Source organism: Marinobacter sp. PE14 (assembly GCF_053566155.1).
Map to the genome: position 1 here is coordinate 393,590 of NZ_JBQXNY010000001.1, position 11,994 is coordinate 405,583.

An 11,994-nucleotide genomic window follows, 5' to 3' on the forward strand; every position below is an offset into this window, starting at 1 on the left:
TGCGGTTTGAGTGACTCATGAGGAGTATACGCAAGTCTTCCAGTAAAGACCGCTGGCCCTGACCAAGCAGGCTTGCCTAACGGTATGGTCTGTTCAAGTCTTCCTGCGGCTTGATGCCACCAGTGAGCCCAACACCACAAGTACTGCTGCCAGGGGCAGCCGCCAGTCCGGCGCTGCGATTCCGGCCAGCACCAGGAAAAGGGCAGCCAGCACTGGTACCGCGTAGGCGAGACTGCCCACCAGGGCTGTGGGCCCCTTCCGAAGTGCCAGGTCCCAGGCCACCATGGCCAGCCCATATGGCCCCAGACCGAGGGCGACGCCCGCGGCGAGAGCCGTTCCTGACGGCAGCACGGCGGCAGAGCCGGAAACGGTGTCGGCGGCCGCTGCCCCGGCACTGGCCAGAAGGAACAGGCCGGGCATGACAGGAGCGATCGCAACAGGTGTTGCCTGGCAGATCCACGAATACAGCGCCCAGCAGCCCCCGGCCATAAGAGCTAGCCCGTAACCAGTCAGGTTGCCCGAAAAACCATTATTCAGAGCCTCCGGACCCAGCAGCAAAGCCGCGCCGGAAAAGGCAATCAGTGCCCCCGCAATAACCGGGAGGGCGATCCGCCGATGGAAGGCCCACTGGCTGATCAGGATGAACATGACTGGCCAGGTATAGGTGATCAATGACGCCTCTGCGGTGGGTGCCATGCCCAGCCCGGCCAGGTAGGCGCCGACCGCCCCCAGAACCAGCAACGGCACAAGACCGAAAATCACCAGTTTCCATTGCCAGGACACTTTCACAGATTTACGCGCTTCGCGGCCCCGGAAGCTCATGGGCAGCACGGCCAGTGCGCCACTGATCAGGGCGATGGTCGTAAGCTGGAAGGGCGGGATGGACCGCGCTGCATCCACCAGCAAAGGGGCAACAGCCCAAAGAACGACGGCAACCAGAGCCGCGATGATGCTCAGGATGTTGGGCAGACGTATGGGCGCGTTGATAATCCTCATGGGCAGTCCTCCTTTAGCTGGTGTGTTGTGATCTGACAGCGGGAGGATATACTCGCTTAAGACATCACAAAAACAACGTTTAGTGATCAAAAGCATCACAGGAGTTGATGAATTGCGTCCCCGTATTCTGGATCTGAACGTGCTGCAAACACTGGTGGCCATTGCCGACACGGGAACGGTAACCGCGGCGGCTGACCGGCTTGCCTATACCCAGTCAACTGTCAGCATGCAGTTGCACCGCCTGGAAGCCCTGTTGGAAGTGCCCCTTCACGAGCGAGAGGGCCGACGAATACGTTTCACCGCGGAGGGCGAGCAACTGATCGGTTACGCCCGAAAGATGCTGGCCCTGAACAACGAGGCGCTGGATTCGTTGCGGCAGCGGCAGGTATCGGGGCAGCTGAGCCTGGGTATTCCGGAAGACTATGCGTTTTTGCTGACCTCCGTTCTCTCCCATTTCAGCCAGCTGTTTCCGGCGGTTCAGCTGCAGGTTATCTGCGGATCAAGCGTCAGGCTGCTTCAGCAGGTGCAGGCTGGTGAGCTGGATCTGGCGGTTGTGACCCGTCAGACCCGGTCTCCCGGGGGGGAAGTGATTCGCCGGGAGCCACTGGTGTGGGCGGTCGGTGCCGAGAAACAGCCGTCCCTTACCGATCCCATTCCTCTCGCACTTTACTCGCCAGGCGCTGATGTGTTCAGAGAGGTGGCAGAGCAGGCGCTGTTTTCTGCGGGTCGGCAATGGCGCCTGGCCTACTCAAGCCAGTCGATGACAGGATTGATGCCTGTTGTCGTGGCCGGATTGGCGGTGGTACCTGTAACCCGCGATATGCTTACACCCCAGCTGCGGGTTCTGGACGAACGAAGCGGTATGCCGGCCCTGCAATCCATCGAGATGGCCCTGCATCGGCCGTCGGGCCGTCCGACTGAACCGGCCCGGCAGATGGCAGAGTTGATCCGGGAACATCTGGCGGGAGATGGCTGATCTGTCTCCGTGTTAGGCTGGCAGTATCGTGTCTAAACGCAATCAACGGGATACCCCATGAAAACGATCAACATCGACATTGTTTCCGACATCGCCTGCCCCTGGTGCGCGATTGGTTATGCCCGCCTGGAGCAGGCCATGAAACAGTTGGCGTCGGAGTATGAATTCGGCCTGCAATGGCACGCCTTTGAACTGAACCCGGACCATTCTGGCACGGGCGAGCCCATTCTTCCGGCCCTGGCCCGCAAGTACGGTCGAAGTGAGCAGGAAATGCGCGCGACCCAGGATCAGATGATGACGATCGCGAAAGATCTGGGCCTCAACTTTGAAAAAATGCAGGAGCGCTTCACCTGCAATACCTTCGATGCCCATCGGCTGCTGAAGTGGGCGGCTGAGCAGGGCAAACAGACGGAGATGAAGCAGGCGCTCTTCGAGGCCTACTTTGGAAAGGCAAAAGACGTTTCAGACCAGGACGTGTTGCTGGGCTGTGTCGAGAGCCTCGGGCTGGATCGCGCGAGGGCAAAGCAGATTCTGGATTCCGATGAATTCGCCAACGTGGTACGCGAGGATGAAGCAACTTATCAACAGGCCGGTGTTTCTGCGGTGCCGGCCTTCATTGTAAACGGTAAATACCTGATCTCCGGCGCCCAGGAGCCCGACACGCTAGTTCAGGCATTCGAAGAAATCGGCGCAAAGCCTGAGTGAGCGCCTTCGTTGGAGAGAGAATGCCGAAACCATCCGAAGCCCGGCAACGGGCCATTCTGGCACGGCTGGATAAGTTCAGCCGCTTTACCGATAGCAACATCGCTATTCCGTTCACCAATGTACGGATTGGCGCGGAAGCCGTAATTGGCCTGCTGCCCGTGGTCGGGGACGCCGTGGGCCTGGTGCTGGCCGGATACGTACTGGTGGAAGCGCAGCGAGCAGGCGCCACCAGGGCGGTGAAGATGCGCATGTTGCGGAACATGGGCATCGACTTTCTCGGCGGGTTGTTGCCAGTGGTAGGCGATGCCTTCGACGCGGTTTATAAAGCCAACACCCGCAACACCCGTCTGCTTCGTAACTACCTGGAAAAGGAGTTGGCGATTGAACCTCCGCCTCCGCCTTTCCCCTGGCGGACCGTGATTGGTTTATCCGTGCTATTCGCTGTGGTGACCGGCGGCCTCACGCTTTTATTCTGAGCCGCATACTGCTCTTAAAGCATCAGGCCTGTTTCCGGATGGCAGGCCTCCCGCCGGACCAGCACCTGCCCGTCCCTTACAGACGTCAGCACCGGTCGCTGCCCAAGTAGCACTTCATAGGGCGTGGCCCCCTGAAGAACCACGCACCGTGCTGGCATCCCTTCGTCAAGGCCATACTCATCAAGGTCAAGCGCAGCCGCGCCATTCTCGGTGATCAGCTCCAGTGAACGGTCGATCCAGCTCATACCCAGCATATGGCAGGCGTGCAGGCCGACATCAAGGGTCCGGAGCATGTTGCCATTGCCCATTGGATACCAGGGGTCGCGAATTGAGTCCTGGCCAAAGGCGACCTTCAGGCCGGCATCAAGCAACTCGGGGACCCGGGTTATGCCACGGCGTTTGGGATAGCTGTCGAATCGGCCCTGCAAATGCAGGCTTTCAGTGGGCATGGAAAGGAAGCGCAGGCCGGACTTTTTCAGTAATCGAAACAGGCGGCTGCAGTAGGCATCGTTATAGGAGCCCATGGCACAGGTATGGCTGGCGGATACCCTGGAACCGTAGTCGAGTCTCAGGGCCTCGGCGGCCAGAACTTCGAGGAACCGGGATTCCGGATCATCAATTTCGTCGCAGTGAACATCCACCAGTCGGTCGTTTTTATGGGCAAGCTCCATCAGCCAGCGAACCGACTCCGCACCGTAATCCCGGGTAAACTCGAAGTGGGGAATGCCACCAACCACATCAGCGCCGAGACGCACGGCTTCCTCCATGAGTTCACGCCCGTTTTTGAAAGACCAGATGCCCTCCTGGGGAAACGCGACGATCTGCAGGTCAATGAAGGCTGCGGTCTGTTCGCGAACCTCAAGCATGGCCTTGAGGGCAGTCAGGTTCGGATCAGTCACATCCACGTGAGTACGCACGTACTGGATGCCATGGGCGGCAAAGAGCTTCAGCGTCTGGCTGGCGCGACTGATCACATCGTCGTGGCTCAGGGTTGTCTTGCGCTCGGACCAGCATTCAATGCCTTCAAACAGGGTGCCGCTCTTGTTCCAGCGCGGCTCCCCGGCGGTCATCGCGGCGTCGAGATGGATGTGTGGCTCCACGAAAGGGGCTGTGACCAGATTTCCTCCGGCATCCAGTTCGCCTTCATTGACGGTGGTATTTTCGGCTTGGGCGGTGATACCTGAAAAGCGTCCGTTGCTGATCTCAAGCCGGAATAGCCCATCCCGGCCCTGTAGACGTGCGTTCGCTATTGCGTTCAATGGTTTAGTCATTTTATCTCCGGTCAGTGGCTAACCCGCATCTATGGTTTCAGTAGCAGGTGTGCCAGTAACAGTGTTCTGAATTGTTCTGTCGGGGTGCCCTGGCCAAGCATTGATTCACTGAGTTGGTTCATTCGGTTGCGTATTGTGTTTCTGTGGCAGCCTAATGCTTCTGCCATGGCACTCTGGTTGCCCCGGCAGGCGATCCAGGCATCGAGCAAGTCGGCAGAATCGGCCAGAAGGTCATGGTCCATCTGCTCGACCGATGTATGTTCGGACCAGACAATGGCCCTGCCGATGGCCTCTGTGACCTCCACCATGGGCAAAGAATAGGGCTGCTCAAAAAGTGGTATGGCAAGTTCGTCGGCCAGCCGGCATAACGTGTTCGGTAGTTGACCGATGTAAGCATCTCCGGTCAGGACAACGAGTCCGGAGACATTGCATTCCTTACTCTCATACAGGCATTCCGCCAGATTCTGAGGGCTGCGATGCCGGCTGATGCCGGTAACAAATACGAGTTCGCCACCTTTGACCCAGCTTTTGAACGAGCGGTTTTCCGCTACATAGGGCCAGCGTACCGGGTTATCCCCGGCGGACTCCCCGCCCCGGAGCCGAATGGCATCCAGGCCGGGGAGGTGTGGCACGTTCCGGCATCGCAGGGTCACTCAGATCGCTCCCATCACCTGGGCTTTGCGCTCACGGACCGCTTCGCTGACAACCAGAATGAGGCTGTAGCTCAGGGCCGCGACGATGACACCCACAATGGGTGCGATCCAGGGAGACGTATAGGCGGCTGCGGAGCCGATGGCGTAGGCCGCGAGCCCCGGAACGTTGAAGGCTGGCAGTGTAACCGTTGTCAGGTCCGGATACTGGCGTTTATAGCCGACAAAGTAGCTGGCCATGATGACGCCACCGATTGGCGGGATAAAGGTGCCGAGCAGAACAAGGAACGGGATCAGCCACTCGTACATACCCAGTACCGCCAGTACTGTCCCGATCGCGGCACCAGCAATGGTCACCGACTTGCGGCGGCGGGTACGGATCAGGTTGCAGCCTGCGACCGCAAAGTTGTAAACCGTGTTGTCCTGGGTGGTCCAGAGATTCAGGAACAGCATCAGGATACCGAGTGTTGCCAGGCCCTGGGCGACCATGATGTCGACGATGTCGGCTTGCTGGTAGACGAGGGCACCGAAGGCGCCGATCAGGGTCATCAGACCGTTACCGAGGAAGAACGCAAGCAATGTGGCGATCACAGCGGTTTTGCCGGATTTCGCGAAGCGGGTCCAATTGGTGGCCTGGGTGCCGCCACTGACAAAGGTGCCAAAAACCAGCGTGATTGCCGCTGCAACGCTCATTTCATTGGTCGGGGTGATGGCCAGCAGCCCGGACAGGCCGCCGGCATCGGATGTGGCAATGGACATGCTGACGGCGACCAGAATAATCATGGCGGGCACGGCAACCCTCGATAGCCACTCCAGGCCTTGATAACCGATAAACGCAGTAATACAGAAGGCGAAACCGAACAGCACCATCAGCGGCGTTGTCATCCCTTCCGGCATCCCCGTGAGTTTGACCAGCAGAATTGCCATGGTGGCCGTACCCCAGGCGTACCAGCCAATCTGGGTGAAGCCCAGAATAAAGTCGGAAAGCTTGCTGCCCAGCTCGCCAAAGGTGAACCGGCTCATCAGGGCTGTGTTCAGGCCTGTCTTCGCGGCGATATAACCCAGCCCTGCTGCGTACAGCCCCAGCAGCAGATTGCCGACCGCCAGAACCATCAGCATTGTGGAAAAGTCGAAGGCAACACCAACGCTGCCACCAGCCCACATGGTGGCGGTAAAGAAAGTGAAGCCAAGGAGTACCAGCCCCATGGACCAGACGCTTTTGCGCTGATCCATGGGGACCGGGCTTAAGGGATAATCCTGTTCTTTGGGTGTAGATTCAGTGGTCATGACGATCTCTCCGTGTCGTAGGTAACACGAAGGGAGTTGGCAACGTTTGTGCCATGGTCGTTTTTCCGGCCGATTTGTGCCAAGTAGTCGCCTCTAGATTGTGCAATTTGCACAGGATCCTGATCGCAGATTATCAGGTGGGGGACTAAATGCGTTCATATGGTGCGATTTTTCGGGTGATTTGCACATTTGGTGCGTGATTGCCTGAAGTCGTCTTTTTGAAACGCTTTGCCAGAGGACCGCCTATCAGCTTGCCGTTTTTAGTCGCCTCAGTGTCGTATTGGTTCCTCCCGGAAAAGTCAAAGACGGCCACATTAGGGCTATCGACAACCCGCCAAGGGGGAGATAGCAATGGCCGTCAAATTCGAGCAAGCACTTCTGGATTATCCACAACAACGGGCCGGTGCTGCACGCCAGCCTGGCAGCGTCGACCAGTCTGATCGGCGCGTTCCCATCAACCTGCGTCAATCCGGCCCCACGCCGGTGGAGATGCTGATTTCCACGCGGGTCCGTAAGTCACCTTACTGGCATCTTGCCTATGAGGCGGGCTGCTGGCGGGCGACGGTCTATAACCGTATGTATCACCCGCGGGGGTATATTCGCCCGGAAGACGGCGGCGCCATGCGGGAGTACGAGTCGCTGATCCACGATGTCACCATGTGGAACGTGGCGGTCGAGCGCCAGATTCAGGTCAAAGGCCCGGATGCAGAGCGCTTTGTGAATTACGTGATCACCCGGGATGCGACCAAGATCAAACCCATGCGCGGAAAGTACGTCATCCTGTGCAACGAAGAGGGCGGCATCATCAATGACCCGGTTCTGCTGCGGGTCGCCGAAGATGAGTTCTGGTTCTCCCTCTCCGACAGCGATCTGGAGCTCTGGATGCGGGGCGTGAACATCGGTATGGGCTTCAATGTCACCATTGCGGAAATCGATGTGGCACCGGTGCAGATTCAGGGTCCCAAGTCCGAAGCGCTCATGGCGGATCTGTTTGGCGATGCGGTTCGGGACATTCCCTACTACGGCTTGATGCAAGGCCAGGTGGCCGGCCACGACGTGATCGTTTCCCAGACCGGATTTACCGGAGAGAAGGGTTACGAGATTTACCTTAAGGAAGCGACCAAATACGCCGAGGACCTGTGGTACCGGGTGCTTGCTGCGGGTGAGCCCCATAACCTTCGGGTCATAGCGCCTGCCCACCATCGCCGGATTGCCGCGGGCATTCTTTCCTGGGGGCAGGATGTGGACCAGGAGACCCTGCCGTTCCAGTGCAATCTGGCCTACCAGGTGCCGCGTAACAAGGACGCCGACTACATCGGCAAGCAAAGGCTTGAGATGGTCCGTGAGCAAATGGAAGCCGGGCGTCCGCCTTTCAGCCACATCATGGTTGGCATCCGCTTTGGCGGCGGCCAGGTGACGGATTACTCCAATGATTTCTGGCTGATCAGCGGCCCTGAGGGTGGCGAAGCGGAGGGCTACGTTACCTCCCCCTGGTACTCGCCGGAACTTGAGACCAACATCGCGCTGGCCTATGTGCCGTTTGATCTTCGTGCTGTCGGCACGCGGCTGACCGTGCATCTTCCTGTGGAATATGCTGCCGCGGATGGTTCGACCGCTGTGGAGGCTGAAGTGGTGGAAGTGCCCTTCCGACCCTCGGTGAACCCCAACGCCCGTGAAAGAGCCAGGGCGAAGGGAATCGACTTCGCCGATTAACAATGCGGGAAGATCCGTCGGTAGCAGCTGCCTGGTTGACACCGTTAGCAATGGGGTGCGCGGTTTATGACAATGATGAGCGAAAAACAGGCGTTCAATTGGCCCGATGAGGAGGCAGCAGCGAGATTTCGTGATCTGGTGCGCTCGGCCTCCATCGAGGCGACACCCCGCCAGATCCTGACGGCAGAGCATCTGCCGGACCTTCTGCCGGCTGGCACCTGCGTGTACGTACCGTTCCTGCCAAAGGGGCAGTTCAGCGATACGCTGGAAGCTTCACGTCGTCTGCTGGACCTGGGGATGCAGCCAGTACCGCATGTGCCTGCCCGCATGGCTCAGAGCCGAGGGCAGCTGCGGGACTGGTTGGCCCAGCTGGATGAAAGCCGGGTGGATCGGTTGCTGCTGATCGCGGGCGACAGCGATGCGGTGGCCGGCCCTTTCCCCGATACCCTGGCCGTACTCGAATCGGGATTGCTGGCCCAGTTCCGGTTCCACGGTATCGGTGTTGCGGCTCATCCGGACGGCCACCCCATGGCGGATCGGGCAACCCTGGCGCAGGCATTGAGCATCAAGCGTGAATACGCCCGTACTACCGCTACGAGGCTCTGGGTGGTTACCCAGTTCACCTTCGATGCTGAGGTGGTAATCGACTGGCTGCAGAGCCTGGGCAACATGCTGGAGGAGGTGCCCGTCTATATCGGCATGGCGGGCCCAACACGGATCAAAACGCTCATCGCTTATGCCGCCATGTGTGGGGTAGGTGCATCCGCACGTATGCTGCTCCGTCGCCCTGGCAGCGCCCGGATGCTGGGTGCCTGGAAACCCGACGACATGGTCCGGGCTCTGGTGCAGTATTGCCTGGAAAATCCGGAGACCCTGCTGCGGGGCATCCATCTGTTTCCGCTCGGAGGCCTGCGTCAGTCAGCGCAATGGATTCGGGAACACAGTGGGCCCTCCGAAGAGAAAAGGGAGGCAGTGCCATGAGTCTTCAGTACAGTAAACTGACACCCGACACGCCAGCGACGGCCGAGTTTCCGCCACCGGGCACTCCGGATATCGAGATTGCCCGTTCGGTCCAGCCCCAGTCTATCCTGCTGTTGGCGCAGCAGCGCTTCGGCTTGCCGGCCGAGAGTCTTGTGCCTTTTGGCCACTACAAAGCAAAGTTGGACATGGCCTATGTGGATACGTCCGACTCGGCACCCAGAGGCAGGCTGGTCCTTGTGACCGCCATTACGCCAACCCCCGCGGGGGAAGGGAAAACCACAACCAGTGTAGGGCTGAACGACGGCTTAAATCGGCTGGGTGTGCGCTCCTCCGTGTGTCTGCGGGAGCCGTCCCTGGGACCCTGCTTTGGCATGAAGGGCGGGGCCGCCGGCGGAGGCCGGGCCCAGGTGATTCCGATGGAAGACATCAACCTGCATTTCAATGGTGACTTCCACGCCATCACCAGTGCTCATAACCTGCTGGCGTCACTGATCGATAACCACATTCACTGGGGCAATGAAACCGGACTGGATCCGCGTTACATAAGCTGGCGCAGAGTCATGGATATAACCGACCGGTCCCTGCGAAACATGGTCTGTGGACTGGGCGGGGCGGCACACGGCGTGCCCCGTGAAACCGGCTTCGACATCACCGTGTCATCGGAAATCATGGCCATCCTTTGCCTGGCAGACGGCCGGGCGGACCTGAAGCAGCGCCTGGGAAATATCATCGTTGGACGGCGTTCGGACATGTCGCCGGTGACCGTTCGTGATCTGGGCGTGGAGGGCTCACTCACCGTACTGCTGAAAGAAGCACTGCAGCCGAACCTGGTGCAGAGCCTGGAGCACAATCCGGTGTTTATCCATGGTGGCCCGTTTGCCAATATCGCCCACGGATGCAATTCCGTCACTGCCACCCGGGCTGCGCTGGCCCTGAATGATGTGGTGGTTACCGAGGCCGGCTTCGGCGCCGACCTTGGCGCGGAAAAGTTCATTGATATCAAGTGCCGACACACAGGGTTGCGCCCGGATGCCGCCGTAGTGGTCTGCACCATTCGGGCCCTCAAAATGCAGGGCGGTATACCCCGCAGTCAACTTGGCATTTCTGACCTGGCGTCGCTGCGCAGAGGGTCCGCCAACCTTGAGCGGCATATCCGCAACCTGCAGCAGTTTGGTCTGACCCCGGTGGTATGTATCAACCGTTTCCCGGATGACACCGAGGAGGAGATGGCTCTGGTGCAGTCCATCAGCGAGGAGCTAGGCGTACGGGCAGTGCCCGCCGATCATTGGGCAACCGGTGGTGAAGGTGCCACTGAATTGGCCCAGGCTGTGCTCGACCAAATGGACGAGGGCAGACCGGAGGTGGAATTTCTCTATGAGGACAGCCTGCCCCTGGCGGATAAGATTCGCACCATTGCTACCCGTATCTACCGTGCGGGCAGCGTGGAGTTCACAACGGTCGCCAAACGACAGCTGGAGGAATACGAAAGCCTGGGCTTTGGCCACCTTCCCGTGTGCATTGCCAAGACCCAGTACAGCTTCTCGGTGGACTCGTCGGTGAAGGGCGCCCCGTCCGGACATATGTTGCCGGTGAGGGAAGTGCGCCTGGCAGCCGGCGCCGGATTCGTGGTGGCGGTCTGTGGCGACATCATGACCATGCCGGGTCTGCCAAGGCGGCCCGCCGCCCTGGATATCGCCCTGGATGCTAATGGCCTGGTGGTGGGGTTAACCTGAAACAGTGTGTTCGGGGGTATCCTCAAAAGTTCCGAAAGTGGGCTCGGTCCGGGCCCGCTTCAGGGCTTGCAGGGATGAGGACGGCAAACTTGCCATGGTGGTTGTCAGGAAGCTGTCCGTCCTTGCCGGAGTGAAAACTCCCATCCGTTCGTACTTGGGTGCGCGTCCCATGGTTTTGCGATAGCAACGGCTGAAGTGAGTAGCGGAGACGAATCCGCACATGGAGGCAATCTCAACGATGGAGCAAGAGGTCTGCTTGAGTAGCCGGCGTGCGCGGTTCAGCCGTACCCGGAGGTAGTAGCGAGACGGCGTGCACCCCATGTGTTTCAGGAACAGCCGTTCCAGTTGCCGGCGCGAAATGCCGGCCAGGGTTGCCAGTTCCTGCAGCTCAATCGGCTCGTCGATATTGGACTCCATCAACTGGGCGGCCTCCGCCAGCTTGGGTTGCGCGCGGGCCAGGCCCGGATGCATGGGCATGGGCTGTTGCTCACTCTCTTCCCGTACCCGGTCGCAGACAAACATGTGGGAGATGGCATTGCTGAGTTCCTGGCCATGCCGCCGTGCCAGGAAGCTGAGCATCATGTGCATCGGCACGGTGCCACCGGTGCAGGTCATGCGCTCACGCTCGACAGTAAACAGGCGGTTGTTGGTCTGAACCCGGGGAAAGTCTTCCTGCATGGCTTCGAGACACTCCCAATGGGCACTGCAGGCATGGCCGTCCAGCAGTCCGGCACTGGCCAATACATAAGGCCCGGTGCACACGGCCCCCATCAGGACGTGCCGCCGCGCCATCCGTTTTAACCATTGGACTTCATGACGTGAAAAGCTGCGGGTGACATCAATACCAGCGACAACGATCACCAGGTCGAAGCTGTGTTCTTCCTGAATGGAGGCATCCGGCACCATCGTGACACCGTCACTGGCGCACGCATAACTGCCATCAGCCGTAAGTAGCTTCCATGAATAGAGTTCCGTGCCTGCCATTTGGTTGGCCACTCGCAGGGGTTCAACCGCAGTGGCAAGGGCAATCAAGGTAAAGTTGTCGATCAGCAGAAAGCCGACCCGATAGGGCTGTTGGATGGGCTTGTGTGTTTCCGAGCCGGTATCAGTGGTCATAAACAACCCCCTTTGCCCTGCCTGGGCCAGCAGCGTTAGCCAATACCGCGAATTTCCGTACCGACTACCACAATTTGAACACTAGCCGTT

11 protein-coding genes are annotated in these 11,994 nt (G+C 59.4%); 6 read left to right on the forward strand and 5 right to left on the reverse strand.

All coding sequences use genetic code 11. From position 1 onward, the window contains the following. Window positions 1-93: 93 nt before the first annotated feature. Window positions 94-996 (reverse strand): DMT family transporter, encoded by a 903-nt coding sequence (locus ACWJ62_RS01940; RefSeq protein WP_449284677.1) that lies wholly within the window; start codon window positions 994-996, stop codon window positions 94-96. A 112-nt stretch (window positions 997-1,108) separates the two neighbouring features. Between ACWJ62_RS01940 and ACWJ62_RS01945 the strand changes: the two genes are divergently transcribed. From ACWJ62_RS01945 to ACWJ62_RS01955, 3 genes are read left to right on the forward strand one after another with little or no spacing between them, the layout of a single operon-like run. Next, entirely contained in the window at window positions 1,109-1,972 is an 864-nt protein-coding gene (locus ACWJ62_RS01945) for a LysR substrate-binding domain-containing protein (RefSeq protein ID WP_449284678.1), read from the forward strand. A 57-nt stretch (window positions 1,973-2,029) separates the two neighbouring features. After that, window positions 2,030-2,677: a DsbA family oxidoreductase gene (locus ACWJ62_RS01950; protein WP_449284679.1), complete on the forward strand. Its 648-nt coding sequence runs from the start codon at window positions 2,030-2,032 to the stop codon at window positions 2,675-2,677. Between the two features lie 20 nt (window positions 2,678-2,697). Next, window positions 2,698-3,153 (forward strand): DUF4112 domain-containing protein, encoded by a 456-nt coding sequence (locus ACWJ62_RS01955; protein ID WP_449284680.1) that lies wholly within the window; start codon window positions 2,698-2,700, stop codon window positions 3,151-3,153. Between the two features lie 14 nt (window positions 3,154-3,167). Here the strand turns inward: ACWJ62_RS01955 and codA are convergent, their stop codons facing one another. From codA to codB, 3 genes are read right to left on the reverse strand one after another with little or no spacing between them, the layout of a single operon-like run. Next, window positions 3,168-4,424 (reverse strand): cytosine deaminase, encoded by a 1,257-nt coding sequence (gene codA, locus ACWJ62_RS01960; protein WP_449284681.1) that lies wholly within the window; start codon window positions 4,422-4,424, stop codon window positions 3,168-3,170. Window positions 4,425-4,453: 29 nt separating this feature from the next. Continuing rightward, a complete protein-coding gene (locus ACWJ62_RS01965; protein ID WP_449284682.1) occupies window positions 4,454-5,077 on the reverse strand; it encodes a PucR family transcriptional regulator in 624 nt (207 codons plus the stop codon). Continuing rightward, window positions 5,078-6,361: a cytosine permease gene (gene codB / locus ACWJ62_RS01970; protein WP_449284683.1), complete on the reverse strand. Its 1,284-nt coding sequence runs from the start codon at window positions 6,359-6,361 to the stop codon at window positions 5,078-5,080. A 351-nt stretch (window positions 6,362-6,712) separates the two neighbouring features. On the opposite strand from codB, the gene ACWJ62_RS01975 reads away from it, so the two are divergent. The 3 genes from ACWJ62_RS01975 to ACWJ62_RS01985 all read left to right on the forward strand — a co-directional run bounded on the left by ACWJ62_RS01975 (window position 6,713) and on the right by ACWJ62_RS01985 (window position 10,788). Then, window positions 6,713-8,074: a glycine cleavage T C-terminal barrel domain-containing protein gene (locus ACWJ62_RS01975; RefSeq protein WP_449284684.1), complete on the forward strand. Its 1,362-nt coding sequence runs from the start codon at window positions 6,713-6,715 to the stop codon at window positions 8,072-8,074. Between the two features lie 66 nt (window positions 8,075-8,140). Continuing rightward, entirely contained in the window at window positions 8,141-9,055 is a 915-nt protein-coding gene (locus ACWJ62_RS01980) for a methylenetetrahydrofolate reductase (RefSeq protein ID WP_449284685.1), read from the forward strand. After that, complete coding sequence (locus ACWJ62_RS01985) at window positions 9,052-10,788, forward strand: formate--tetrahydrofolate ligase (RefSeq protein WP_449284686.1); 1,737 nt, start codon at window positions 9,052-9,054, stop codon at window positions 10,786-10,788. The genes ACWJ62_RS01980 and ACWJ62_RS01985 overlap by 4 nt, the downstream gene beginning before the upstream one ends. On the opposite strand, the gene gbdR is transcribed toward ACWJ62_RS01985, so the two are convergent. Continuing rightward, a complete protein-coding gene (gene gbdR, locus ACWJ62_RS01990; protein WP_449284687.1) occupies window positions 10,780-11,904 on the reverse strand; it encodes a choline metabolism transcriptional regulator GbdR in 1,125 nt (374 codons plus the stop codon). The two genes, ACWJ62_RS01985 and gbdR, sit on opposite strands and share 9 nt — an antisense overlap. Window positions 11,905-11,994: the final 90 nt, after the last annotated feature.